General features: G+C 63.0%; 22 protein-coding genes. 10 read left to right on the top strand and 12 right to left on the bottom strand.

Annotated elements, in window-relative coordinates:
* A complete protein-coding gene (locus K0F86_RS01065) occupies nucleotides 1-1146 on the bottom strand; it encodes an MFS transporter (protein WP_219132551.1) in 1146 nt (381 codons plus the stop codon).
* A 285-nt stretch (nucleotides 1147-1431) separates the two neighbouring features.
* Here K0F86_RS01065 and K0F86_RS01070 point away from each other — a divergent pair, with 285 nt between their 5' ends.
* From K0F86_RS01070 to K0F86_RS01100, 7 genes are all read left to right on the top strand, one after another.
* Entirely contained in the window at nucleotides 1432-2208 is a 777-nt protein-coding gene (locus K0F86_RS01070; protein WP_219132552.1) for a gamma-glutamyl-gamma-aminobutyrate hydrolase family protein, read from the top strand.
* Between the two features lie 67 nt (nucleotides 2209-2275).
* Complete coding sequence (locus tag K0F86_RS01075) at nucleotides 2276-3646, top strand: glutamine synthetase family protein (protein ID WP_071075305.1); 1371 nt, start codon at nucleotides 2276-2278, stop codon at nucleotides 3644-3646.
* Between the two features lie 11 nt (nucleotides 3647-3657).
* A complete protein-coding gene (locus K0F86_RS01080; RefSeq protein WP_219132553.1) occupies nucleotides 3658-5118 on the top strand; it encodes an aspartate aminotransferase family protein in 1461 nt (486 codons plus the stop codon).
* 217 nt (nucleotides 5119-5335) lie between these two features.
* Nucleotides 5336-6484, top strand: a complete 1149-nt coding sequence (locus K0F86_RS01085) for an ABC transporter ATP-binding protein (RefSeq protein WP_219132554.1) — start codon at nucleotides 5336-5338, stop codon at nucleotides 6482-6484.
* A gap of 7 nt (nucleotides 6485-6491) precedes the next feature.
* Complete coding sequence (locus K0F86_RS01090) at nucleotides 6492-7421, top strand: ABC transporter permease subunit (protein ID WP_219132555.1); 930 nt, start codon at nucleotides 6492-6494, stop codon at nucleotides 7419-7421.
* Entirely contained in the window at nucleotides 7418-8269 is an 852-nt protein-coding gene (locus tag K0F86_RS01095; RefSeq protein WP_219132556.1) for an ABC transporter permease, read from the top strand. Before K0F86_RS01090 ends, K0F86_RS01095 begins: the two co-directional genes overlap by 4 nt.
* Before the next feature lie 30 nt (nucleotides 8270-8299).
* Nucleotides 8300-9787: an aldehyde dehydrogenase gene (locus K0F86_RS01100; RefSeq protein ID WP_219132557.1), complete on the top strand. Its 1488-nt coding sequence runs from the start codon at nucleotides 8300-8302 to the stop codon at nucleotides 9785-9787.
* A gap of 147 nt (nucleotides 9788-9934) precedes the next feature.
* Here K0F86_RS01100 and panB read toward each other — a convergent pair whose 3' ends face one another.
* The 6 genes from panB to K0F86_RS01130 all read right to left on the bottom strand — a co-directional run bounded on the left by panB (nucleotide 9935) and on the right by K0F86_RS01130 (nucleotide 15396).
* Entirely contained in the window at nucleotides 9935-10810 is an 876-nt protein-coding gene (panB, locus tag K0F86_RS01105; protein WP_219132558.1) for a 3-methyl-2-oxobutanoate hydroxymethyltransferase, read from the bottom strand.
* Nucleotides 10811-10918: 108 nt separating this feature from the next.
* Nucleotides 10919-11395 carry a 2-amino-4-hydroxy-6-hydroxymethyldihydropteridine diphosphokinase gene (gene folK, locus K0F86_RS01110; protein WP_219132559.1) on the bottom strand — a complete coding sequence of 159 codons (477 nt, stop codon included), beginning with the start codon at nucleotides 11393-11395 and terminating at the stop codon, nucleotides 10919-10921.
* Complete coding sequence (gene pcnB, locus K0F86_RS01115; protein ID WP_219132560.1) at nucleotides 11395-12768, bottom strand: polynucleotide adenylyltransferase PcnB; 1374 nt, start codon at nucleotides 12766-12768, stop codon at nucleotides 11395-11397. The genes folK and pcnB overlap by 1 nt, the downstream gene beginning before the upstream one ends.
* On the bottom strand, nucleotides 12761-13432 hold the full coding sequence (locus K0F86_RS01120; RefSeq protein WP_219132926.1) for an HAD family phosphatase: 672 nt from the start codon (nucleotides 13430-13432) through the stop codon (nucleotides 12761-12763). Before K0F86_RS01120 ends, pcnB begins: the two co-directional genes overlap by 8 nt.
* On the bottom strand, nucleotides 13432-14100 hold the full coding sequence (gene hda / locus K0F86_RS01125; RefSeq protein WP_034788687.1) for a DnaA regulatory inactivator Hda: 669 nt from the start codon (nucleotides 14098-14100) through the stop codon (nucleotides 13432-13434). Before hda ends, K0F86_RS01120 begins: the two co-directional genes overlap by 1 nt.
* A gap of 213 nt (nucleotides 14101-14313) precedes the next feature.
* Nucleotides 14314-15396 carry an AI-2E family transporter gene (locus K0F86_RS01130; protein WP_219132561.1) on the bottom strand — a complete coding sequence of 361 codons (1083 nt, stop codon included), beginning with the start codon at nucleotides 15394-15396 and terminating at the stop codon, nucleotides 14314-14316.
* A gap of 188 nt (nucleotides 15397-15584) precedes the next feature.
* Between K0F86_RS01130 and purM the strand changes: the two genes are divergently transcribed.
* Nucleotides 15585-16628 carry a phosphoribosylformylglycinamidine cyclo-ligase gene (gene purM, locus K0F86_RS01135; RefSeq protein ID WP_096238012.1) on the top strand — a complete coding sequence of 348 codons (1044 nt, stop codon included), beginning with the start codon at nucleotides 15585-15587 and terminating at the stop codon, nucleotides 16626-16628.
* A gap of 179 nt (nucleotides 16629-16807) precedes the next feature.
* Here purM and K0F86_RS01140 read toward each other — a convergent pair whose 3' ends face one another.
* The 5 genes from K0F86_RS01140 to K0F86_RS01160 form a co-directional block, all read right to left on the bottom strand.
* Nucleotides 16808-18034 carry a 6-phosphofructokinase gene (locus tag K0F86_RS01140; RefSeq protein WP_219132562.1) on the bottom strand — a complete coding sequence of 409 codons (1227 nt, stop codon included), beginning with the start codon at nucleotides 18032-18034 and terminating at the stop codon, nucleotides 16808-16810.
* Between the two features lie 116 nt (nucleotides 18035-18150).
* On the bottom strand, nucleotides 18151-20199 hold the full coding sequence (locus tag K0F86_RS01145) for a sodium:solute symporter family protein (RefSeq protein ID WP_219132563.1): 2049 nt from the start codon (nucleotides 20197-20199) through the stop codon (nucleotides 18151-18153).
* The gene (locus tag K0F86_RS01150) at nucleotides 20196-20510 is read right to left on the bottom strand and encodes a DUF4212 domain-containing protein (protein WP_219132564.1); all 315 of its coding nucleotides are present in this window, start codon (nucleotides 20508-20510) and stop codon (nucleotides 20196-20198) included. Before K0F86_RS01150 ends, K0F86_RS01145 begins: the two co-directional genes overlap by 4 nt.
* Entirely contained in the window at nucleotides 20503-22035 is a 1533-nt protein-coding gene (locus K0F86_RS01155; protein ID WP_257571930.1) for a sensor histidine kinase, read from the bottom strand. Before K0F86_RS01155 ends, K0F86_RS01150 begins: the two co-directional genes overlap by 8 nt.
* Nucleotides 22032-22766 (bottom strand): response regulator transcription factor, encoded by a 735-nt coding sequence (locus K0F86_RS01160; RefSeq protein WP_219132565.1) that lies wholly within the window; start codon nucleotides 22764-22766, stop codon nucleotides 22032-22034. The genes K0F86_RS01155 and K0F86_RS01160 overlap by 4 nt, the downstream gene beginning before the upstream one ends.
* 249 nt (nucleotides 22767-23015) lie before the next feature.
* On the opposite strand from K0F86_RS01160, the gene recA reads away from it, so the two are divergent.
* Nucleotides 23016-24125, top strand: a complete 1110-nt coding sequence (gene recA / locus K0F86_RS01165) for a recombinase RecA (RefSeq protein WP_219132566.1) — start codon at nucleotides 23016-23018, stop codon at nucleotides 24123-24125.
* A gap of 203 nt (nucleotides 24126-24328) precedes the next feature.
* On the top strand, nucleotides 24329-24784 hold the full coding sequence (gene recX / locus K0F86_RS01170; protein WP_219132567.1) for a recombination regulator RecX: 456 nt from the start codon (nucleotides 24329-24331) through the stop codon (nucleotides 24782-24784).

Below are 24784 nucleotides of genomic sequence, written 5' to 3' on the forward strand. Positions count from 1 at the left end.
TTACACGATCCCCTTCCTGCGTTCCCACACGGCGCTGCCGACGAAAATGGCGCAGCACACCCACATCACGGCCGGCAGGGCGTTCACGCCTACCGATTGCATCAGCACGCCCGTCAGCAGGGGACCGCCGCCGCTGGTGACACCCCAGGTGGCGTTGACGATGGCGCTGGCGCTGGTCAGCGACAGTCCCGTAAAGCGCTCGCCGCAGGCCACCAGCGCCAGCATGTAGATGCCGCCCGCCGCCGCACCCAGCAACAGCAGCAAGGTCCACCACAGCCACGGCGTGCCGACGGCGAACGGCAGCAGCGGCAGCAGCAGGCAGACGGCCACGCCGCAGGCCGCGTGCACTTTGGCCCGGCCGAAGCGGTCGGCCATCCAGCCCAACGCGAATTGCAGGCCCGTGTCGCCCACCAGCACCACGGTGGCCGACAGCAGGGCCAGGTCCGTGCCGATGCCGTGCTCCATCGCGTACAGGGGCAGCAAGCTCAATGCCAGCGTGTCGAACAGGGCAAAGAAGGCGGCACCGAGCAGTATCATCGGCATGCGCGGCAGGATCAAGGTCCACTTCACGCCCTGTTCTTCCGGCTCGCGTTCCGGGCCGCCGTTCGAGATCAGCATCAGGCCCGGCACGGCCAGCAAAAACAGCAGGCCGCAGGCGGCGAAGCTCCAGCTGATCTTGTCGTTGAACAGCGCCACGAGAGCAGGGCCGATCAGCTGGAAGAAGGTAAAACTGGTGGTGTACATGGCCACCACGCGTCCGCGCGAATTGTCGGGCGCCAGGCGGTTCACCCACGCCTCGCCGATAGTGAACAGCACGCCCATGGCGCCGCCGAACAGGAAACGCAGCACGCTCCACGCCAGCAGGTGGTCGGTGAACTGCATGGCGATCGTCGCCAGCGACGCCACCCACACGGCGCCCAGCATGGTGGCGCGCGCACCGAAGCGTCCCACCCAGCGCGAGACGAATGGCGAGGCGGCCAGGATGCCGAGCGCGCTGACGGCCGTGATCATGCCGATGATGTCCGTGCCCACGCCGCGCTGGTGCAGGGTCAGCGCCGTCAACGGCATGGTCGCGCCCAGGCCCAGGCCGACCACGCCGATGCTGACCACGAGGGCAAAGAAGTCGCGCCATGGCATGTGCTTCATGGCTGCCCCCGCAGGGTGAAAAAGGAGTTTCGGAAGGCTGGAAAGCGGTGTGAGTGCATGGGAAAGTAAGGGGACTTTGCCGGTGGCGCTGGTGTTTGGCGCCGGACGGGCATATGATGATTTTAATAAAGGCAAGATTGCAAGGCCGTAGTGTAGGTGATGTGTGCCGCCGCTGGCCACGTCCATCGGTGTGGCCGCCCCTACCGGCTCTGCTGTACAGTGTAGCGAGCGGCAGCGCTGTCATGGCGCTGTCATTGGATCGTCACGCCAGCGAGGTAGCACTCTATGCGCCGTCCCATCGTTCTCGTCCCCGCCTGCCAGCGCCAGCTCGGCAGTCACGCCTGGCACATGGCGCAGGACAAATACCTGCACGCCGTGCTGCGCGGCGCCGGCTGCATGCCACTGCTGCTGCCCGCGCTGGGCGCCGACGCCGACCTGGAAGCGGCGCTGCGGATCGCCGATGGCATCATGCTGACCGGTTCCGCCTCGAACGTCGACGCTCGCCTGTACGGCGAAGCAATTCTCCACCCCGACCTGCCGCAAGATCCTGCGCGCGACGCCACCACCTTGCCCCTGATCCGCGCCGCGCTGGCGCGCCAGCTGCCCTTGCTCGCCATCTGCCGCGGCTTCCAGGAAGTCAACGTGGCCCTGGGCGGCAGCCTGCACCAGGCCGTGCATGCGGTGCCGGGCATGATGGACCACCGTGAGAACGTGCTCGATCCCCTGGCGCGCCAGTACGCGCCCGCGCACCGCATCAAGTTGATGCCGGACGGCCTGCTGTCACGGTTGCTGGGCGGCGAGAGCGAAATGATGGTCAATTCCCTGCATGGCCAGGGCATCGCCCGGCTGGCCGATGGCTTGCTGGTCGATGCCCTGGCCGGCGACGGCCTGGTGGAAGCCTATACGGTGGCCAGCGCCACCGGTTTTACGCTGGCCGTGCAATGGCACCCGGAATGGCAGGTGGAAGACAATCCGCAGTCGATGCGGTTGTTCGGCGCCTTTGGCCAGGCATGCCGCGATTACCAGGAACAGCAGCACAGAAAGAATGACCGGACAGGATGACAGGCGCGCCGCACCAGCAGCATGCGGCGCTTAATCAGGAAAAGCGCAAGACCAACGAGAGGGAAACATGGCAATACGCGAAAATTTCACCTATACGGATATGGATTTGTGGCTCAATGAAAAGCGCGTCACGGAAATCGAATGCCTGGTGCCCGACTTGACGGGCGTGGCGCGCGGGAAGATCCTGCCGCGCGGGAAATTCACCCAGGAGCGCGGCATGCGCATCCCGGAAGCGGTGCTGGGCATGACCGTGACGGGCAATTACCCGGTCGATGATGGCGGCTATGACCGCGCCATTTCCAGCACCGACCGCGACATGATCTTGAAGGCCGATCCCACCACCATCACCATGGTGCCGTGGGCTACCGATCCCACCGCGCAAGTCATCCACGACTGCTATTTTTCGGATGGCGCGCTGGTCGATTTTGCTCCAAGATCCGTGTTGCGGCGCGTGCTGAAACTGTATGCGGACAAGGGCTGGAAACCCGTGGTGGCGCCGGAGCTGGAGTTCTACCTGACGGCGAAAAACACGGACCCCGACTTGCCGCTGAAGCCGCCCATCGGCCGCAGCGGCCGGGCCGAGACCAGCCGCCAGGTGTACAGCATCGACGCCGTCAATGAATTCGACCCGCTGTTCGAGGATATCTACGATTACTGCGAACTGATGAACCTTGACGTCGACACTTTGATCCATGAGATCGGCGCGGGGCAGATGGAAATCAACTTCCTGCACGGCGACCCATTAGGCCTGGCCGACAAGGTCTTCTTCTTCAAGCGCACCCTGCGCGAAGCGGCCCTGAAGCACGATATGTACGCCACCTTCATGGCCAAGCCCATGGCCGGCGAACCGGGGTCCGCCATGCATGTGCACCAGAGCGTCGTCGACGCGAAGACGGGCTTGAATATCTTCAGCAACGACGACGGTTCTGCCGCGCCCATCTTCAAGCATTACATCGCGGGGCTGCAGCGCTACATGCCGTCGGCCATGGCCATCGTCGCGCCCTACGTGAATTCCTACCGCCGCATCGTGCGCCACACGGCCGCGCCGATCAACATCCAGTGGGGCCTGGACAACCGCACGGTGGGCTTCCGCGTGCCCGAGTCGGGCGTGCAGGACCGGCGCGTGGAAAACCGCATCATCGGCGCCGACGCGAATCCCTACCTGGCGCTGGCCGTCACCCTGGCCTGCGGCTATCTGGGCATGACGGAGCAGCTGGAAGCGACGCCGATGATGGTGGGCAGCGCCTACGACATGAAGTTCGAGCTGCCGCAAGGCTTGCCCGAGGCCTTGCAGCTGCTGCGCGCGGAAGACAAGCTGCGCACGGTGCTGGGCGAGCGCTTCATCGACGTGTATGCGGCCATCAAGGACCTGGAGCACCAGGAATTCATGACCGTCATCAGTCCGTGGGAGCGCGAACACCTGTTATTACACGTTTAAAAGGAACACGCATGAGCACAACAAACAATCCGCTGGCGCCGAGCGCCGCTTTTGTCTCCTCCGTGGCGCAAAAGAATGCGGCGCCACAGGTATATGACACGGCCGCCATCCAGAAAATGGATACGGCCCATTACCTGCACCCATTTACCGATTTCCAGGACCTGGCAAGCAAGGGTGCCAGGGTGATCGTGCGCGGCGACGGTGTCTACCTGTGGGATAGCCAGGGCAAGAAAATCGTCGACGGCATGTCGGGCCTGTGGTGCGTCAACGTGGGCTATGGCCGCACGTCGATCTCGCAAGCCGTGTACAAGCAGATGGAGACGCTGCCCTTCTATAACAGCTTCTTTGGCACGACCAACGTGCCGGCCGCGCAACTGGCGGCCAAGCTGGCGCAGATATCGCCGCCGCAGTTCCAGCACGTGTTCTTCACCAGTTCCGGCTCGGAAGGCAACGACACGAACCTGCGCATGGTGCGCCGCTACTGGGATATTCTCGGCTACCAGGAGCGCCACACCATCATCAGCCGCCACAATGCGTATCACGGCAGCACCGTGGCGGGAGCATCGCTGGGAGGCATGGATGGCATGCATGCGCAGGGCGGCTTGCCGATACCGGGCATCGCGCATATCGGCCAGCCCAATTACCTGGAGTCTGGCCACGGCTTGACACCGGAAGCATTCGGCTTGAAGGCGGCCGGCTGGCTGGAAGACAAGATACTGGAAATCGGCGCCGACAAGGTGGCCGCCTTCATCGGCGAACCGGTGCAGGGCGCCGGCGGCGTCATCATCCCGCCATCGACCTACTGGCCCGAGATTCAGCGCATCTGTGACAAGTACGGCATTTTGCTGATCGCCGATGAAGTCATCTGCGGCTTCGGCCGTCTGGGCCGCTGGTTCGGCTCCGAACTGTTCGGCATCAAGCCCGATCTGATCACGTTTGCCAAGGGCGTCACTTCGGGCTACGTGCCGCTGGGCGGCGTGCTGGTGGGCGACAGGGTGGCCAAGGTGCTGATCGAGCAGGGCGGCGAATTCACGCACGGTTTTACGTATTCCGGCCACCCAGTGGCCTGCGCGGCGGCGCTGGAAAACATCCGCATCATCGAGGAAGAACAGCTGGTGGCGAAGGTGGCCGAGGATACGGGGCCGTACCTGCATCAGTGCTTCGCCAGCCTGGGCGAGCATCCGCTGGTCGGCTATGCGGACAGTTGTGGCCTGGTCGCGGGCCTGAACCTGGTGCGCAAGAAGGGCGCCACCGTGCACGAGAACGAGTTGTTCGACGAGGACCAGGGCGTGGGCATGATCTGCCGCGGCCACATGTTCGACAACGGCGTCATCATGCGCGCCGTGGGCGAGCGCATGATCGTCGCTCCTCCCCTGGTCATGACGCGCGCGCAGATCGACGAGATGGTGGCGCTGATACGGCTGTGCCTGGACAAGACGTATGACGAGGTGAAGGCGAAGGGCTGGGTGTAGGGTCTGGCTGAACCCAAACGCAAGGGCTGGGGTCGTACCCTCAGGGTACGACCCCGGGGTTTGCTCTGGGGTTGGTGTCAGTTTTTCACCCAAATAGACGCTAACTCAAGTTTTTTTGGACCAGAATCGTGGCAGTTCCGCTAAACTTCCATCCTGGCCGCTCTTGTAGTGGCCAGTTTTTCATTTTGATACCCTCTTACCCAGAAGCCACCCACACATGACGATAGCAACACCTGCCGCGTCGGCCAGCGACGCCCCAGCGCCTTTCTTGCTGATTGATCAGCTGGTCAAGGAATTCGATGGCGTGCGCGCCGTCGATGCGATTTCCGTGACGATCAACAAGGGCGAGATCTTCGCCCTGCTGGGCAGCTCAGGTTGCGGCAAGTCGACCCTGCTGCGCATGCTGGCCGGCTTCGAGACGCCGACATCGGGCAGGATCGCCTTGGCGGGCAACAGCATCGTCGACGTGCCGCCGCACCAGCGTCCCATCAACATGATGTTCCAGTCGTATGCGCTGTTCCCCCACCTGTCCGTGTGGGATAACATCGCCTTCGGCCTGCGCCGCGACGGCTTGCCGAAAGCGGAAGTGGCGGCGCGGGTCGAGCAGATGCTGGCGCTGGTGCAACTGGGGCAGTACGCGAAGCGCAAGCCGCACCAGCTGTCGGGCGGCCAGCAGCAGCGCGTGGCGCTGGCGCGCAGCCTGGCCAAGCGTCCGCAGTTGCTGCTGCTCGACGAGCCGCTCGGCGCGCTGGATAAAAAACTGCGCGAACGCACGCAGATGGAACTGGTCAACATCATCGAGCAGGTGGGCGTCACCTGCGTGATGGTCACGCATGACCAGGACGAGGCGATGAGCATGGCCACGCGCATCGCCGTCATGAGCGAGGGGCGCATCCTGCAAGTGGGCGCGCCCGGTGAAATCTACGAAACGCCAAATTGCCGCTTCGTCGCCGACTTCATCGGCAGCGTCAACCTGTTCGACGGACGCATCACGGAAGATGAACCCGATCACGTGGTCATCGACACGCCCGATGGCGAGCACTATGTCTCGCACGGCATCACGGGTAACCTGGGCATGGATGTCTCGGTGGCCGTGCGCCCCGAGAAAATCGGCATCCAGATCGCGCCACCCGCTTTGGAAGAGCGGGCGTCGCCGGCCGAACACGGCTACAACTGCGCCCAGGGCGTGATCGTCGCCATGGCGTATTTTGGCAATGAAACCAGCTACCACGTGCGCCTCGACAGCGGCACGGTGGTGAAAGTCTCGCGCACCAACGCGGCCCGCCACGACGCCGCGCGCCTGGAGCGCGAACAGCGCGTGTGGGTGTGGTGGGATGGCGCCGACATCGTCGTGCTGACCAGCTGAGGCTACCATGACTTCCCTCCTGCAATCGCTGCGCAGCATGGTCACCCTGCGTTGGGTCACTGGCCGCAACGCCGTCATCGCCGTGCCGTCGCTGTTCCTGGCGGCCGCCTTTCTGGTACCCTTCCTGATCGTGCTGCGCATCAGCCTGTCCGACATGGACACGGCGGGCAGCCCGTTCGGCGGCTTGCTGTCGTACGTCGACGGCATCGTCGTGCTGAAGGTGAAAATCGCCAACTACCTGTTCATCGCCGCCGATGAGCTGTATCTGCTCACCTACCTCAGTTCCATCAAGTACGCGGCCATCACCACGGCCATCTGTCTGTTCATCGGCTACCCGTTCGCCTATTTCATGGCGCGCGCCAGGCCATCGATCCGGCCCGTGCTGATGCTGCTGGTGATGCTGCCGTTCTGGACCTCGTTCCTGCTGCGCGTGTATGCGTGGAAGGGCATCCTGGCCAACCACGGCTTGCTCAACGACCTGCTGCTCGCGCTGGGCGTGGTGCAGGAACCGCTGCACATGATGAACACCTCATTCTCGCTGGTGGTCGGCATGGTGTATGCCTATTTGCCGTTCATGATTTTGCCCCTGTATGCGAACCTGGTCAAAATGGACATGCGCTACCTGGAAGCGGCGGCCGACCTGGGCGCCACGCCTTTGCAGGCGTTCTGGCGCATCACCGTGCCCCTGTCGAAATCGGGCATCATCGCCGGCGCCATGCTGGTGTTCATTCCGTCCGTGGGCGAATACGTGATTCCCGAGTTGCTGGGCGGCCCGGAAACCCTGATGATCGGCCGCGTGCTGTGGGATGAATATTTCACCAATAACGACTGGGCCATGGCTTCGTCCGTGACGGTGCTGGTGGTCTTGCTGATCCTCGTGCCGATGGCCATTTTTAACAAGTACAAGACGGACCAGGACGCGGAGGAGCGCACATGAACGGACGTACTTTCCTGCAGCGCTGGTTCGGGCGCGGCTGGCTCTCGCTCGGTTATCTGTTCCTCTACCTGCCCATCATCGTGCTGATCGTCTTCTCGTTCAACAGCTCGCGCCAGGACATGGTGTGGAGCGGCTTTTCGCTGCGCTGGTACAGCGAGTTGATGAGCGATACGGAAATCATGTCGGGCTTCGGCCTGTCATTAAAAATCGCCTTCATGTCGGCCACCTCGTCCGTCATCCTGGGCACGTTCGCCGCCTTCGCGCTGACCAATTACCAGCGCTTCCGTGGCCGTACCTTGTTTTCATCCATGGTCAGCGCGCCGTTGGTGATGCCGGAAGTGATCATCGGCCTGTCGCTGCTGCTGATGCTGGTGTCCATGCAAAAGGTCTTCGGTTTCCCCGAGCGGGGCGTGCTGACCATCTGGCTGGGGCATACCTTGCTGGGCATGGCGTATGCGGCCGTGGTGGTGCAGTCGCGCCTGCAGGAAATGAGCAAATCGCTGGCGGAAGCGGCCATGGACCTGGGCTGCCGCGCGCACCAGGTGTTCTTCCTCGTGACGCTACCGAACATCACGCAGGCATTGGCCTCGGCCTGGCTGCTGACATTTACCCTGTCGCTGGACGACGTGGTGCTGTCGGCCTTCCTTTCCGGTCCCGGTTCGACGACCATGCCGCTGGTGATCTTCTCGCGCGCGCGCCTGGGGCTCGACCCGCGCGTCAATGCCATCGCCGCACTGACGATTCTTGTCGTGACGCTCGCCGTGATCGCGTATGCCGTGCTGCTGGCGCGCGCCGAACGGCAGCGCCGCAAGCAGATGTCCGCGGCGTATTCGGCAGACCAGGAGTAAGCTGCTCTTACACTGACACAGGAGACGACCATGACGGAAAACACCAGCTGGCACGCACGGGCCGCAGAGATCAAGATCGATGGACGCGCCTTCATCAACGGCGAGCGGGTCGCGGCCAGGTCCGGCCAGACCTTCGACAATCTGTCGCCCATCGATGGGCGTTTGCTGGGGCAGGTGGCGCGCTGCGACACCGCCGACGTGGACGCGGCCGTGCAGGCCGCGCGCGCCGCCTTTGACGACCGCCGCTGGGCAGGCAAGTCGCCCGCGCAGCGCAAGCGGATATTGATCAAGTTCGCCGACCTGGTGCAGAAATACGGTCCCGAGCTGGCCCTGCTGGAAACCCTGGACATGGGTAAACCGATCAAGTACAGCCAGAGCGTGGACGTGGGCGCCACGGCCAATTGCCTGCGCTGGTATGGCGAGGCGATCGACAAGGTCTACGATGAAATCGCCCCGACCCCGGCCAACAGCCTGGCCCTGATCACGCGCGAACCGGTCGGCGTCGTCGCCGCCATCGTGCCGTGGAATTACCCGATGATCATGGCCGCCTGGAAGATCGCGCCCGCCCTCGCGGCCGGCAACAGCGTGATATTGAAACCGTCGGAAAAATCGCCGTTGACGGCGCTGCGCCTGGCCGACATCGCGCTGGAGGCGGGCGTGCCGGCGGGCGTCTTCAACGTGTTGCCAGGCTACGGCAATGAGGCCGGCGCCGCGCTGGCGCTGCACATGGATGTCGATTGCATCGGCTTTACGGGCTCCACGCGCACAGGGAAATTGATCGTGCAGATGGCGGGTCAGTCGAACCTGAAACGGGCGTGGACGGAATTGGGCGGCAAGTCCGCCAACATCGTTTGCGCCGATTGCCCGGACCTGGACAAGGCCGTGGCGGCCGCCGTCGGCTCCATCTTTTTCAACCAGGGCGAAAGCTGCAACGCGCCCTCGCGGCTGTTCGTGGAAGAGTCGATCAAGGAAGAATTTGTCGCCAAGGCGCTGGCCATGCTGCCCCGCTTCCAGCCCGGCGACCCGCTCGATGAAGCCACCGTCATGGGCGCGATTGTCGACGCCACGCAGATGAACACGGTGATGGGCTATATCGCGGCCGGCAAGAACGAAGGCGCACAGCTGCTCGGTGGCGGCGAGGCCGTGCGCCTTGATACGGGCGGCTATTACGTGCAGCCGACCATCTTCGGCGTGGACGCCGGCATGACGATCGCGCGCGAAGAGATCTTCGGCCCCGTGCTGTCCGTGCTGGGCTTTACCGATATCGCCGAAGCCATCGAACAGGCCAACGCCACGCCGTACGGCTTGCAGGCGGCCGTATGGACCTCCGACATCACCAAGGCCATCCAGACGGCGCGTGCCCTGCGCGCGGGCACCGTGCACGTCAACCAGTACGACGGCGACGACATCACCGTGCCGTTCGGCGGCTACAAACAGTCGGGCAACGGGCGCGACAAGTCATTGCACGCGCTCGATAAATACACGGAGCTGAAGACGACGTGGATACAGGTGGGGTAGGGAGTTGCGCCTGTGGTGTTGTCGGATTACGGCCTGCGGCCTCGGCGGCCCCGCCTAATCCGACCTACCCGACCTATAGCGTGGATGGTTTCGTAGGTCGGCTTAGCGCGCAGCGCGTAAGCCGACTTGGACGTAAAACACACTACATCAGAAGCAGTGTTCCAGCGCCGGGAAGCTGCCATCCTTGACGGCCTTGACGTAGCCGGTGACGGCGTCGTCGATGCTGGCCGCGCCTTCCATGAAGTTGCGCACGAAGCGCGCCTTGCGGCCTGGGAAGACGCCCAGCATGTCGTGCATGACGAGAACCTGACCCGAGCAGTCGGGACCTGCGCCGATGCCGATGGTGGGGATTGTCAGCATGTCGGTCACTTCCTTGCCCAGCTGCGATGGCACGGCTTCCATCAGCACGATGGCGGCGCCCGCGTTTTGCAGCGCCAGCGCGTCGTTTTTCAGTTCGGCGGCCCTTTCCGTGCTCTTGCCCTGTACTTTATAGCCGCCCAGCTGATGCACGAATTGCGGCGTCAGGCCGATGTGGGCGCAGATGGGGATGCCGCGCTCGGTGAGGAAACGGACGGTCTCGGCCAGCCAGGCGCCGCCTTCGATCTTGATCATGTGCGCGCCAGCCTGCATCAGGATGACGGCGTTGGCGTAAGCCGTTTCAGGCGTGCCGTACGCGCCGAACGGCAGGTCGGACAGGATCATGGCCGACTTGCTGCCGCGCGCCACGGAAGCCGTGTGGTAAGCCAGTTCGGCCACGGTGACGGGCAGGGTGGAGTTGAGGCCGTTGCAGACCATGCCGAGCGAATCGCCGATCAGCAGGATCTCCACGCCGCAGCGGTCCATCAGCGACGCGAAGCTGGCGTCATAGCAGGTCAGCATGGTGATCTTTTCACCGGCGGCGCGCAGCGTGGCCAGGGTATGGATGGTCACGGCCTTGTTGGCGACAGGCTTGGATGGCGCCGGCGCCGGTGTGGCGGCCTTGTCTTTTGCGGCCAGATCTGTTCCTTGCAAATAAGCGGACATAGGTATTCTCTAGAGTGAAAGGGGGGTGATGCTATTGCGACGCCGCTAGTGTAGTACTTTATATGGCGGCGTGCAGGGGCGGCATTGTAGAGCAATGCCGCGTGGCGCTCACAGCTGGCTGATAGCCTGGTCAGCGACGCTTGCCAGGTAGGCTTGCGCCGGTCCGAGGCCGGGCACGACGACGGCGGGCGCCAGTTCGAGCAGCGGCACCAGCACGAAGGCGCGTTCGGTGATGCGCGGATGGGGCACCGTCAGGCTGGCGCTGGCGATCCGTTCCTCGCCGTACAGCAGCAAGTCCAGGTCCAGGGTGCGCGGGGCGTTGCGGTAAGGCCGTTCGCGCCCGTGCGCCGCCTCGATGGCGTGCAGCGCCAGCAGCAGTTCCTCTGCCGGCAGGGTGGTCGTGATGCGCGCCACGGCGTTGATGTAGTCGTCACCGCTCGAAGCGATGGGCGCCGTGCGGTAGCTGGACGAGGCGTCCAGCAAGCTGGCGCCGGGCAGGCGCGCCAGGCGCGCAATCGCATCCTGTACATTCGCGCGCGCGTCGCCCAGGTTGGCGCCGATGCCGATGTAAGCAATGACGACCATTATTCGTCGCTGCCGCCGCCGGTGGTCGAGCCGCCTGTACCCGTCTTGCTGCGCGTACTGCGGCGTGGCGGGCGCTTCTTCTTGACGGCACCCGGCGCGGCATTCGCGCTGACGAGCAGCGCTTCGCGCGTTTCCTCGTCGCCTTCATAGAACGCGGTCCACCATTCGCCGATCTCCATGTCGATCTCGCCCGAGGCGCAGCGCAGCAGCAGGAAGTCGTAGCCGGCGCGGAAGCGCAGGTGCTCCAGCAATTTGTGCGGCGCCTTGCCGACTCTGCGCTCGAAACGGGGCTGCATCGACCAGATGTCGCGCATGTCGGAGCCGATCTTGCGCTGCAGGGCCAGTTTTTCCGTCTGCGAATCGAGCACGTCGTCGGCCGCCAGGTGCAGCGCGGGAATGGTCGACTCGCCGGCGGCGCGGTAGGCCGTCCATTTTTCCAGCACCTGGTGCCACAGCAGCGAGGCAAACAGGAAGCCTGGCGAGACGGTCTTGCCGGCGGCGATGCGCCGGTCGGTAGCGTCCAGCGCCAGGGTGACGAATTTCGCGCCCAGCGGCTGCTCCAGCACCACGTCGAGCAGCGGCAGCAAGCCATGATGCAAGCCTTCCTTGCGCAACTGCTGCAGGCAGGCCAGCGCGTGGCCGCTCATCAGGAGTTTCAGCATCTCGTCGAACACGCGCGGCGCCGGCACATTGTTGATCAGCGGCGCCATGATGGGAATCGGCGCGGCCGTATGCGGCTCGATGGTGAATTTCAGCTTGGCGGCGAAGCGCACCACGCGCAGCATGCGCACCGGGTCTTCGCGGTAGCGCTCTTCGGGCTTGCCGATCATGCGCAAGGTCTTGGCGCGGATGTCTTCCACGCCGCCGTGGTAATCGAGCACTTCCTGCGTGGCCGGGTTGTAATACATGGCGTTGATGGTGAAGTCGCGGCGCAGCGCATCTTCGTGCTGCAAGCCGAAGGTATTGTCGCGCAGGACGCGGCCATGTTCATCCTTGGGCGCGGAGTCGGCGCCGGCGCCACGGAAGGTCGTCACTTCCAGCAAATCCTGGCCGAACATCACGTGCACGATCTGGAAGCGCTTGCCGATGATGAAGGCGCGGCGGAACAATCGCTTGACCTGTTCCGGCGTGGCGTTGGTGGCGATGTCGAAGTCCTTGGGTTTGACGCCCAGCAGCAGGTCGCGCACGGCGCCGCCGACGACAAAGGCCTCAAAACCGGCTTCCTGCAGGCTGCTGGTGACGCGGATGGCATTCGACGACACCAGTTTCGGGTCGATTCCGTGTTGCGCGGGACCGAGCACGATGGGTGCCGTGGTGTCGCGCGCTGCCTCTTTTTTAACGCCGAGGATCTTGCGGATGAATTTTTTAATCATTGAATAAGTGGAGTGATGGCCAGCCGTGGAGGGATGCGTGTGCGCTCAAAGCGGTGTTGGGATTGGTCGCGACAGGGTGGGTCACGACCGATAGCAAGGGAATGTCGTTGTGTGAATCGCTGTAAAAATAGCTGCGCTCGAACTGCCCCAGCTCCTTGCCCATCTTTTCCAGCCAGGCGTGGGTGTGGGTCAGCTTGCCCGCGCCCAGGGTCGGCGTGCCGAGCAGCTTGCCCGTGACATTGCCTGCGTCGTCATATTCGGGCATGGCGGCCAGCAGGTGCTCGACGCCCAGCGCATCGGCGATGGGTTTGGTGATGAAATGGTTGGTGGCCGTGACGATGGCCAGCAGGTCGCCCGCGTCCTGGTGCTGCTTGAGCAGGGCCACGACTTCGGGGCGGATGGCCGGCATGACCACTTCGGCCATGAATTGGCGGTGCAGCGCTTCCAGGCGTTCGCGCGGGAATTGCGCCAGCGTGCCCAGCGAAAATTCCAGGTATTCCACCGGGTCCAGGGTGCCGGCCTGGTATTGCGCGAAAAATTCGTCGTTGCGGCGGGTGAATTCGGCGGCGTCCACGGCACCGATGCGTACCAGGAATTCGCCCCACTCGTGATCCGAGTCGATGGGCAGCAGGGTGTGGTCGAGGTCAAACAGGGCCAGATTCATCATTCTTTCGCTTCCGCCTGCAGCAACTCGCGCAACAATGGCAAGGTGATCGGGCGTTGGGTTTCAAGGGAGTAGAGGTCGAGAGAGTCCAGCATCGTCGACAGCGAACGCATGTCGCGCCGGAAATGGGACAGCAGATAGGGTAACACGCCCGGCGACAAGGTCAAGCCGCGGGTGGTGGCCGCCTGGGTCAGGGCGGCGATTTTTTCATCGTCGGTCAAGCCGTGGATTTGATAGATCAGACCCCAGCCCATGCGCGTGCGCAAGTCTTCGCGCACGGGCAGCACGGCCGGCGGCACGGCGCCGCTGCACACCATGTAGGCCTTGTTGGCGCGGATTTCATTGAACAGGGCAAAGGCATCGATCTGCGCCAGCGGCGAGAGCTTTTCGCAGTCGTCGAGCAGGTACAGGTCGACGTCGGGCGAATACACGAATTCGGATTCGATCGAGAACGGCGAAATATAGCGCGCGCGCTCGGTGCTGGCCAGGGCCTTGAGCAGATGGCTCTTGCCGGCGGCCAGTTCGCCCCACAGGTAGGCAAAATGTTCGCGCGAGGTGCGCGCGGCGAACTGGCGCATCAGCTGCGCCACTTCGGCATTCTGTCCCACCTCGAAGGTATCGAGGCTGTGCGCCTGGTCTGTGCCTAAATCGAGCACCAGTTGTTTCATGGCGTACGCCTTGTCCTGTTTTTCATTACTGCTTGTGCGTCGTCGTCGCTGTTATTGGATTTTTATTAATTTAACATTGTAGTGGTATCGAGTGCCTGACAGAAGCGTAGCGAGCGGCAGCGATTTGTGGCCGAGAAGCGCAACCGTACTTGAGTACGGTGAGCATCGCCGGCCGCAAAGTGCGACGCGCAGTAGCTTATGTCAGTCACCTTGTCACGCATTATAGAAGGTGCTGGACAGGTAGTGGCGTCTTAGATGCTTAAAAGCGACCATCAGGACGGCAGAAGCGGGTAAAGCGAGCAGAACGCCGACGAAACCGAACAGTTGTCCGAAGGCCAATAAGGCGAAGATCACGGCCAGCGGATTGAGGCCGATACGCTCGCCCACCAGGCGCGGCGTGAGGAAAAAGCCTTCGATGACCTGGCCGCAACCATAGATGATGGCGACGGCGATCACGCCGCTCCAGTCGGCAAATTGCAGCAGGGCGGCGATCAGCGCCAGCATCAACCCCAGGCCGAAGCCCAGGTAGGGGATGAACACCAGCAAGCCCGTGATGATGCCCACAGGCAATGCGACTTCAAAACCGGCGATGGCCAGCGCCACCGAGTAATACGTGGCCAGCACCAGCATGACGAGCAACTGGCCGCGCAGGTATTGCGCCAGCAGGGTATCGACTTCCTGCGCCATGCCCACCGTGCGCCCGACCCAGCGGCGCGGCACGGCGCCGGCGATGCGCGCCAGCATCGGATGCCAGTCCAGCAGCAGGTAGAACAGCACCACGGGAATCAGCACCACGGTGGCCAGCCAGCCCAGCACGGCCGTGCCGCCGATGCGGGCCGAGGCGAGTACCGTGCTCCAGATTTCATCGCCGCTGGTGGCCATCTGCTGGCCCAGCATGCGCTTGATGCCCGTGCCATCGAGGCGCACGCGGATGCCCAGGTCGCGCAGTTTCGGCGCCAGGAAATCATTCGCCTTGTTCAGGAACTGCGGGATCTGCGCCTGCAGCAATGGGATTTCCTTCTGCAACACGGGCACGACGATCAGCACCAGCGCCGTGATGGCGAGGAAAAACAACACCACGACGACCAGCACGGCCAGCGGACGGGGCACGTAAAAACGCTTGTAATGCAGGCGTTGCAAGCGGTCCACGCCGGGATTGAGCACGTAGGCGAGGATGGCGGCGGCCAGGAAGGGCGTCAGGATGGGGCCCAGGCTGACGAGCAGCAGCAAGAATGCCAGCCAGACCGCGATCCAAAATGCTGTTTGCTTCTGCTCGGCGGTGATGGCGAATGGCATGTAGTTTGTGCTGTTGCGTTAAAAAAAGGCAGTTAATTACGAAATGGCGAGGCAGTTTGATAAAATAGCGTCTTGATCGACCGAATTCACCCGCTGGCAGCCTGCCGCACGATGTTGAAAAACATGCTTGCGCGCGCGTGCCGGCGGGTATCCGCCTTCTATTTTACCGCCTTCGCTGCCACCACACCATGAACCAGACTTCTAATGTTTCCCTTTCCTACCGTGACGCTGGCGTCGATATCGACGCAGGCGACGCTTTAGTCGAAGCAATCAAGCCGTTTGCCAAGCGCACCCTGCGCGAAGGCGTGATGGGCGGCCTGGGCGGTTTTGGCGCCATGTTTGAAATCAGCAAGAAGTACAAGGAACCGGTGCTGGTCTCGGGCACCGACGGCGTCGGCACGAAATTGCGCCTGGCGTTCGAACTGAACCGCCATGACACGGTCGGTATCGACCTGGTCGCCATGAGCGTCAACGACATCCTGGTGCAGGGCGCCGAGCCGCTGTTCTTCCTCGACTATTTCGCCTGCGGCAAGCTGGACGTGGCGATTGCCACCGACGTCATCAAGGGCATCGCCCAGGGTTGCGAACAAGCGGGTTGCGCGCTGATCGGCGGCGAAACGGCGGAAATGCCGAGCATGTACCCGGCCGGCGAATACGACCTGGCAGGTTTTGCCGTCGGCGCCGTGGAAAAATCGAAAATCATCGACGGCACCAAGATCGCCCCGGGCGACGTGGTGCTGGGCCTGGCCTCGTCGGGCGTGCACTCGAACGGTTACTCGCTGGTGCGCAAGATCATCGAAGTGGCGAAACCGGACCTGGAAGGCGACTTCCACGGCCGTAAACTGGCCGACGTGCTGATGCAGCCGACGCGCATCTACGTCAAGCCGCTGCTGGCGCTGATGGACGCCATGGAAGTCAAGGGCATGGTGCACATCACCGGTGGCGGCCTGGTGGAAAACATCCCGCGCGTGCTGCAGCCTGGCCTGGTGGCCGAGCTCGACTCGAAGGCATGGACCATGCCGCCGCTGTTCACGTGGCTGCAACAGCATGGCGGCGTGGCTGACGCCGAAATGCACCGCGTCTTCAACTGCGGCATCGGCATGACCGTCATCGTCTCGCAGGAAAACGCGGACGCCGCCATCGCGCAATTGCAAGCGGCCGGCGAAAGCGTCTCGCGCATCGGCACCATCCGCGCCCGCGTGGGTGATGAGCACCAGACGATCGTGATCTAAGACATAACAATGGTTTTCGAAAGCGGCGAATGCGAATGCATCGCCGCTTTTTTTTGCTCTTCTGCTTTACCCAAGCATCTTGAAAGATTATTTACTTATTAAGTAAAATTAAGGAATTAAGTTAGAGAACCGGCGGAATAATGCGCCGCCTGTTACTCTTTAGTCTACTGTAAGAAAAGTTAAGGCTTGAGTACTTTCGCCACCTTGGCGGCCCGCAGGCGGAACGCATCGGGCATGCCCGAGCCCAGCAGCGGGCGCAGATACAGCCTGAAAGCATCGGTCACGTCCGTGCCGCTGGCGCTGATGAATTCGTCTTCCATGGTGCGCGTCTTGCCCGCCACGTCGGTCAGGGGCAGCAGTTCGTAATCGACGGAATAAAAGCCCGTGCGCTTGATGGCGACGGAACCGTCGCGGTCGCCCCACATGGCGAACTGCACGGCTTTTTCGCCCACTTCGCGCGCTTCGCGTTGATCTACATCAGAGACGCAGCCGATGAAGGAGCGCTGCAGATAGCCGAAGGTATCGCCGCGCACGCGCTTGATGCCCAGTTTGGCCTTGATTTCGTCGCACAGCAGGTCGGCCAGCGCACCCGTGCCCGACAATTGCACATTGCCGTGCGCATCGCGTTCCACTTCATTGCCCACCTGTTTCGCCAGCAGGCTGGCGATCGGTTCGCCCGAGGCGTCGTGGATGCCTTCCGAGACGGCGATCACGCAGCGGCCGTATTTTTCATACGTGGCTTTCACGTCGGCCAGGAATTTCTCCAGCACGAAGACGCGCTCGGGCAGGTAGATCAGGTGTGGGCCATCGTCGGGGAACTTCTTGCCCAGCGCCGAGGCGGCCGTCAAAAAGCCCGCATGGCGGCCCATCACCACACCCACGTAGACGCCGGGCAAGGCCGCGTTGTCGAGGTTGGCGCCGGCGAATGCCTGCGCGACGAAGCGCGCGGCCGAGGGAAAGCCGGGCGTGTGGTCGCTGCCGACCAGGTCGTTGTCGATGGTTTTCGGGATGTGGATGCAGCGCAATGGATAGCCGGCCTTGTGCGCTTCCTCGCTGACGATGCGCACGGTGTCGGACGAGTCGTTGCCGCCGATATAAAAGAAATGTTCGATCTCGTGCGCGCGCAAGACTTCGAAGATTTGCTGGCAGTAGGCAATATCGGGCTTGTCGCGCGTGGAGCCGAGGGCGGACGAGGGCGTGGCGGCCACCAGTTCCAGGTTGTGGCTGGTTTCCTGCGTCAGATCGACGAATTCTTCATTGACGATGCCGCGCACGCCGTGCAGCGCGCCATACACGCGCGTGACATGCTGAAAACGCCGCGATTCGAGCACCACGCCCACCAGCGACTGGTTGATGACGGCGGTGGGGCCGCCTCCCTGGGCAACAAGAATTTTTCCAGACGGCATGGGATTTCCTCGTAAATGGAGCGGCCCTCCAGCCTACTCCTTTTTTGCCGGGGCGCTGTCTTTTCCGATATTTCTGTCGAGGAATTCTTCCACCTTGCCCAGTCCTTGCCGCGTTGTCATTCCGGCGCCCGGATATGCTCCACCAGTCCCCTGCTGCGCCGTCCCGGCGCCGGTGTCAGCCAGCTGACGAGGATGGCGGCGGCCAGGCCGGCCGGCACGCCGAAGATGCCGGCGGAAATGGGGGCGATATGGAACCATTGTCCGCTGGCATTGCCACCCAGCATGGTGCTCGTGTGCAGCATGTAGTAGAGACAGACGCCAAAGCCCGTGAACATGCCGGCCAGCGCCCCCTGGTAATTGGCGCGTTGCCAGAAGACGCCCAGCACCAGCGGCGGGAACAGGGTCGAGGCGGCCAGGGAGAACGCCACGCCCACCAGCGACAGGATATCGGCCGGCTTTTGCGAGGCCGCATAGGCGGCGATGAAGGCCACGGCCAGCAGCAGCAATTTGGAAATCGTCACGCGCTTTTGCGTCGAGGCGCTGGGATCGACCACCTTGTAATAGATGTCGTGCGACAGGGCATTTGAAATCGCCAGCAACAAGCCGTCCGCCGTCGACAGGGCGGCGGCCAGGCCGCCGGCCGCCACCAGGCCGGAAATCACGTAGGGCAGGCCGGCGATCTCGGGCGTGGCCAGCACCAGCACGTCGGCGTCGATGGAAATTTCCGCCAGTTGCACGATGCCGTCGCGGTTGACGTCGACGATGCTGATCAGGGGACTGAGCTTGTCCACATTGGCCCAGTACGACACCCAGGTGGGCAGGTTCGTGTATTGCGTACCGACCAGTGCCGAGTAAATATCGTACTTGACCAGCACGGCCAGCGCGGGAATCGTGAGATAGATCAACAAGATGAAAAACAGGGCCCAGAACACGGAGACGCGCGTTTCGTGCACGGAGGGCGTGGTGTAGGATCGCATGAGGATATGCGGCAGGGCGGCCGTGCCCAGCATCATGCAAAACACGAGGGCCAGGAAATTGTTGCGCTTGATGTCGGACTGCTCGCGGTCGGCGGCGGGAAACGGCAGCGCGTGCGGAATGATCGGTTCGGCGCGTTTCTGATTCTGCGCCTGCGCCGCCTGCCACAGCACGCGTGCCTCGTCCGGGCTTTTCGGATAGGCGACCAGGTAGCGCTCCGCGTTGCGGATGTCGAACAGCGAGGTATTGCGCTGGCGCAAATGATCGAGCTGGCGCTGGGCCGCCAGCCGGCCTTGCTCCCAGGAACCGGGCAAGCCGGCGATGCGCGCCTGGTAGCTTTGCGCGCGCTGGCGGAAGATGGCGCGCACTTCGTTTTCTTTCGGGTCCGTTTCCAGCACGTGTTCGCGCGCGCTCAGTTGCGGCAACACCTTGCCGTAAGCGATCTGCGGCACGGGATTGTCCGCATGCTTGACCGACAGCCACATGGCGGGAATCAGGAAGGCGACGAGGATGATGATGTACTGCGCCACCTGCGTCCAGGTGATGGCGCGCATGCCGCCCAGAAAGGAGCAGACGAGGATGCTGGCCAGGCCCAGAAAGATGCCGACGGAAAAATCCACGCCCGTGAAGCGCGAGGCGATCAGGCCGACGGCGTAGATCTGCGCCACCACATACGTAAACGAGACGATGATGGTGGCGGCGACGGCCACCACGCGCACGCTGGCGCCCCGTTTGTCGGTGCCGCTGGCGTAGCGGGCGGCGAGGAAGTCGGGAATCGTGTACTGGCTGAACTTGCGCAGGTAGGGCGCGATCAATAGCGCCACCAGGCAATAGCCACCCGTCCAGCCCATGATGAAGGCCAGGCCGTCGAAGCCGTTCAAGTACAGGCCGCCGGCCAGGCTGATGAAACTGGCGGCCGAAATCCAGTCGGCGGCCGTGGCCATGCCGTTGAACATGGCCGGCACCCTGCGCCCCGCCACATAGTATTCGGTGACGTTCGAAGTGCGGCTGATGACGCCGATGGTGGCGTACAGGGTGATGGTGACCAGCATGAACAGGTAGCCGATCCAGGCGCGCGGCATGCCTTCCTGTTCCAGCACCGACAGGGCCAGCAGGAAGGCGGCGAAACCGGCGGTAAATAGCAGGTAGTAGCGGCACAGCCGCGCAAAGAAGCTGCGCTGGCCGCTCATGTTTGCTCCTCGGCATGAAAATCCCGGTCCAGGCGTCGCATGCGCCAGGCATAGAAGGCGATGATGGCCAGATACACCAGCGAGGCGCCCTGGGCCGCCATATAGAAGGGCAGCGGCCAGCCGAACAGGTTCAGGTGCAACAGTTCGCGGGCATAAAACACGGTCAGGAAGCCCGTCAGCAGCCAGATCAGCAGCAGGATGGCCGTCAGGCGCCGCGTCTTGTGCCAGTGCACGTCGAGGCGCGCCTGCAGCTCGGGGCCGGGCGTGCGCGCCGGCCGCAGCGGCGCCGCGGGAAGGCTGGGCTTATCCATACGTGATGTCATCCTCTTCTGGCGCGTCCGGCAACAACAGGGCGATGCTCAGGCGCAGCAGGGTGCCCGGCAGCTTCGGCGACTGCGCGCGCGGATTGTTAAAAATATCGACTTCGGCGCCATGCTGCTGGGCAATCTCGCGCACGATGGCCAGGCCCAGACCGCTGCCATCGACATTGCTGCCGAGAATGCGGTAAAAACGTTCGAACACGTGCGCCCGCTCGGCCTGCGGTATGCCGGGGCCCGTATCTTCCACTTCCAGGATGGCCAGTTCCAGGGTGCTGCGCACGCGCACCGTGACGCTGCCGCCGGCCGGCGTGTAGCGCAGGGCATTGTCGATCAGATTACTCAGCAGTTCACGCAGCATCATGGCATTGCCGGAAATCATGATCGAATACGCGGGCTGCTCGAAGCCCAGGTCGATATGCTGGGCAAACGACGCTTGCACCCAGTCCTGCACCACGCCGCGCGCCAGTTCGCTCAGCTCGATCGGCTCGAACGCCGTGCCCGCCTGCGGCTGGTTTTCCGCGCGCGCCAGGGCCAGCAGCTGGTTGACCAGGCGCGTGGCCGCTTCCGAACTTTTCGCCAGTTGCAGCAGCGAGCGGTGAATCTCGTCGTGGTCGGTCTGGCGCAGGGCCAGCTCGGATTGCATGCGCATGCCGGCCAGCGGCGTTTTCATCTGGTGCGCCGCATCGGCGATGAAGCGTTTCTGCATGTCGATCGACAGCGATAGCCGCGCCAGCATCTCGTTGAGCGAACCGACCAGTGGCGTGATTTCCTCGGGCACCTGGCCCGATTCGATGGGGCTCAAATCGTCGGGCGGTCGCGCGCGTATGCGCTCCTGCAATTGTGCCAGCGGCGACAGGCCGCGCGCCAGGGCAAACCAGACCAGGGCCAGGATCACGGGCAGGATGATGAACTGCGGCAAGATCACGCCCTTGATGATTTCATTGGCCAGCTGGGCGCGCTTTTCCAGCGTCTCGGCCACTTGCACCAGCGTGCGGCGCGGTTCGTCGTCGCTGCCGGACGGCATGTCGAGATAGGTAAACGCCACGCGCACGGGCGTGCCGTGGATGGTGTCGTTGCGAAACAGCACCATGCCGCTGCGGTATTTGTCGGGCTCTTGCGGCGGCGGCAAGTCGCGGTCGCCGTCGAGGTATTCGCCGCGCCCGCCCACCACCAGGTAATACAGGGTGTCGACATCGTCGCCGCGCAGAAAGTCGCGGCCGCTGCTGTTCTTGTCCGGCACGCGGCGCAGCAGCGTGCCGTCAGCTTGCTTGACCTGTTGCGTCAGCACCGTCACGCTGTCTTCCAGCGCATGGTCGAACGGTTGATTGGCGATGCCCTTGGCCACCAGGTAGGTGATGGCGATGCTCATCGGCCACAGCAGCAGCAAGGGCGCCAGCATCCAGTCGAGGATTTCGCCAAACAGCGAATGCTCGATGGTGTCATCCTGCTCGGTGGTGGGCGGCTCGAACCAGTCGTCGTCGTCCACCTCGTCCGCTGGCGCTTCGCGCGCCTTCACTTGCTGGCGGGTCCGCTGGCCGGGACTGCCGCCTCGCCCGCTTCGGCGTTCAGGCGCGCCGCTTCCGAGTATTTTTCCAGGCAATAGCCGAGGCCGCGCACGGTGGCGATGCGCACGCCGCCCACCTCGATCTTCTTGCGCAGGCGGTGCACATACACCTCGATGGCGTTGTTCGACACTTCTTCGCCCCATTCGCACAGGTGGTCGACCAGCTGCTCTTTCGAGACGAGGCGGCCGGTGCGGCCCAGCAGGATTTCCAGCAAGCCCAGTTCGCGCGCCGACAGGTCGAGCATCTGGTCGTTGATGTAGGCGCTGCGCCCCACCTGGTCGTAGCTGAGGGGGCCGTGCTTGATGACGGTGGCGCCGCCGCCGGCGCCGCGGCGCGTCAGGGCGCGCACTCTTGCCTCCAGTTCCGACAGGGCGAACGGCTTGGCCATATAATCATCGGCACCGAGGTCGAGGCCATTCACGCGTTGTTCGATGGAATCGGCGGCCGTCAGGATCAACACCGGCAGCAGCGAGGCGCGCGCGCGCAGGCGGCGCAGCACCTCCAGGCCGGACATCTTCGGCAGGCCCAGGTCGAGGATCAGCAGATCGAATTCCTGGGTGGACAGGGCCGTATCGGCCTCCTGGCCGGTCTTGACGTAGTCGATTGCATAACCGGACTGGCGCAGCGAGCGGGTCAGGCCATCGGCCAGCACGCTGTCATCTTCGGCAAGTAAAATACGCATGGTGCACTTCCTATGCTTGCAACATCAGGACATCTGAAGTGTGTATTGTGTTTCATTTTCCGCAAGGTGGATAGTTTTTGTGAAAAACCAGGCTTGTATTGATCTGTTTCAAAACAAATCCACGTTCCGCTTGCATTGATCACTGTTTTTTTATACAGTACTGTCTGTGTAAAGAATTTAACCCACTGGCGCTATCGCAGGCTGCCGGATTCCACTGAGTCCGCAACTGTAGAACGGCTGAAAGAACATATGGACGATAAAAAAGCTGTAGTACCCGCATCGGAAAAAGCCAAGGCGCTCGCCGCCGCACTGGCGCAGATCGAGAAGCAGTTTGGCAAAGGTTCGGTCATGCGCATGGATGCCAGCGCGGTGATCGAAGAAGTGCAAGTCGTGTCGACCGGTTCGCTCGGCCTCGATATCGCGCTGGGCGTGGGCGGCTTGCCGCGCGGCCGCGTGGTGGAAATCTACGGTCCTGAATCGTCGGGTAAAACCACGCTGACCCTGCAGACCATTGCTGAAATGCAAAAATTGGGCGGCACGTGCGCCTTTATCGATGCCGAGCACGCGCTCGACGTCGGCTACGCGCAAAAACTGGGCGTGAACCTGCACGAATTGCTGATCTCGCAACCGGACACGGGCGAGCAGGCGCTGGAAATCTGCGACGCCCTCGTGCGTTCGGGCAGCGTCGACCTGGTCGTCATCGATTCCGTGGCCGCACTGACGCCACGCGCCGAGATCGAAGGCGACATGGGCGATTCCCTGCCAGGCTTGCAAGCGCGCCTGATGTCGCAAGCCCTGCGTAAATTGACCGGTTCCATCAACCGCACGAATACCCTGGTTATCTTCATCAACCAGATCCGCATGAAGATCGGCGTGATGTTCGGCAGTCCTGAAACCACCACCGGCGGCAATGCGCTGAAATTCTACGCTTCCGTGCGTCTGGACATCCGCCGCACCGGCTCGATCAAGTCCGGCGATGAAGTGATCGGCAACGAAACCAAGGTCAAGGTCGTCAAGAACAAGATCGCGCCACCGTTCAAGGAAGCGCACTTCGACATCCTGTACGGCGCCGGCACCTCGCGCGAAGGCGAAATCCTGGACCTGGGCTCGGATGCCAAGATCGTCGAAAAATCCGGTTCGTGGTACAGCTACAACGGCGAACGCATCGGTCAGGGCAAGGACAACGCCCGCGCCTTCCTGCAAGAGCGTCCGGCGCTGGCCCGCGAGATCGAAAACAAGGTCCGCGCTTCGCTGGGCGTGCGTGAACTGCCGCCGCTGGCTGCTGAAAAGCCGGAAAAAGCCGATAAAGCCGATAAAGCCGCCGACAAGGCTGCCAAGGCGGAAGCCAAGCCAGAGTAGGTCGGATTAGCGCGGCAAAGCCGCGCGTAATCCGACAACACCACAGACGCCAACAATGTTGTCGGATTACGGCCCAAGGGGCCTAATCCGACCTACGCATGGTTTGCCGCAAGGTAGGACCATGATCGCCGTCCCGCGCTGTTGCGCCGGGCGGCGATTGTGTTTGGGTGCTGTGATCGTGGAATGAAAGACAAGGTGGGTGTATGGCTGCAGTACAACTAAGCCTGAAGGGCAGGGCGCTACGCTTTCTGTCGATGCGCGAGCATAGCCGCATGGAATTGCGGCGCAAGCTGCAGCGGCATGCGCAGGAAGGCGATGATGTGGAAGCCTTGCTCGACAGCCTGGAGCAGGCCAACTGGCTGTCGCAGGAGCGCTTTTCCGAGTCGCTGATCCACCGCCGCTCGGCGCGTTTCGGCAATAGCCGCATCATGGCGGAATTGCAAAGCCATGGAGTCAAAGGCGAGGCGCTGCAGGAACTCAAGGCGGGCCTGGCCGAAGGCGAGACCGCGCGCGCCTGCGAAGTGTGGCGCCGCAAATTCGGTGCAGTGGCGCAGGATGCAGAACAGCGCAACAAGCAGGTGCGCTTCCTGATGCAGCGCGGCTTTTCGCAGCGCGCCGTGCAGGTGGCCTTGAAAGGCCTGGAGCCCGAAGACGAGTAA

Source organism: Janthinobacterium sp. UMAB-60 (genome assembly GCF_900095235.1).
Lineage (GTDB): Bacteria > Pseudomonadota > Gammaproteobacteria > Burkholderiales > Burkholderiaceae_D > Janthinobacterium.

Excerpts from the sequence above, each read along its gene's own strand:
- K0F86_RS01100 (WP_219132557.1), top strand. The coding sequence starts at position 8,300 with ATGACGGAAAACACCAGCTGGCACGCACGGGCCGCAGAGATCAAGATC.
- K0F86_RS01090 (WP_219132555.1), top strand. The coding sequence starts at position 6,492 with ATGACTTCCCTCCTGCAATCGCTGCGCAGCATGGTCACCCTGCGTTGG.
- K0F86_RS01145 (WP_219132563.1), bottom strand. The coding sequence starts at position 20,199 with ATGAGCGGCCAGCGCAGCTTCTTTGCGCGGCTGTGCCGCTACTACCTG.
- K0F86_RS01130 (WP_219132561.1), bottom strand. The coding sequence starts at position 15,396 with ATGCCATTCGCCATCACCGCCGAGCAGAAGCAAACAGCATTTTGGATC.
- panB (WP_219132558.1), bottom strand. The coding sequence starts at position 10,810 with ATGTCCGCTTATTTGCAAGGAACAGATCTGGCCGCAAAAGACAAGGCC.
- K0F86_RS01070 (WP_219132552.1), top strand. The coding sequence starts at position 1,432 with ATGCGCCGTCCCATCGTTCTCGTCCCCGCCTGCCAGCGCCAGCTCGGC.
- K0F86_RS01095 (WP_219132556.1), top strand. The coding sequence starts at position 7,418 with ATGAACGGACGTACTTTCCTGCAGCGCTGGTTCGGGCGCGGCTGGCTC.
- recX (WP_219132567.1), top strand. The coding sequence starts at position 24,329 with ATGGCTGCAGTACAACTAAGCCTGAAGGGCAGGGCGCTACGCTTTCTG.
- pcnB (WP_219132560.1), bottom strand. The coding sequence starts at position 12,768 with ATGATTAAAAAATTCATCCGCAAGATCCTCGGCGTTAAAAAAGAGGCA.
- K0F86_RS01120 (WP_219132926.1), bottom strand. The coding sequence starts at position 13,432 with ATGAATCTGGCCCTGTTTGACCTCGACCACACCCTGCTGCCCATCGAC.
- K0F86_RS01080 (WP_219132553.1), top strand. The coding sequence starts at position 3,658 with ATGAGCACAACAAACAATCCGCTGGCGCCGAGCGCCGCTTTTGTCTCC.
- K0F86_RS01160 (WP_219132565.1), bottom strand. The coding sequence starts at position 22,766 with ATGCGTATTTTACTTGCCGAAGATGACAGCGTGCTGGCCGATGGCCTG.
- K0F86_RS01065 (WP_219132551.1), bottom strand. The coding sequence starts at position 1,146 with ATGAAGCACATGCCATGGCGCGACTTCTTTGCCCTCGTGGTCAGCATC.
- K0F86_RS01085 (WP_219132554.1), top strand. The coding sequence starts at position 5,336 with ATGACGATAGCAACACCTGCCGCGTCGGCCAGCGACGCCCCAGCGCCT.
- recA (WP_219132566.1), top strand. The coding sequence starts at position 23,016 with ATGGACGATAAAAAAGCTGTAGTACCCGCATCGGAAAAAGCCAAGGCG.
- purM (WP_096238012.1), top strand. The coding sequence starts at position 15,585 with ATGAACCAGACTTCTAATGTTTCCCTTTCCTACCGTGACGCTGGCGTC.
- K0F86_RS01075 (WP_071075305.1), top strand. The coding sequence starts at position 2,276 with ATGGCAATACGCGAAAATTTCACCTATACGGATATGGATTTGTGGCTC.
- K0F86_RS01140 (WP_219132562.1), bottom strand. The coding sequence starts at position 18,034 with ATGCCGTCTGGAAAAATTCTTGTTGCCCAGGGAGGCGGCCCCACCGCC.
- K0F86_RS01150 (WP_219132564.1), bottom strand. The coding sequence starts at position 20,510 with ATGGATAAGCCCAGCCTTCCCGCGGCGCCGCTGCGGCCGGCGCGCACG.
- folK (WP_219132559.1), bottom strand. The coding sequence starts at position 11,395 with ATGGTCGTCATTGCTTACATCGGCATCGGCGCCAACCTGGGCGACGCG.
- hda (WP_034788687.1), bottom strand. The coding sequence starts at position 14,100 with ATGAAACAACTGGTGCTCGATTTAGGCACAGACCAGGCGCACAGCCTC.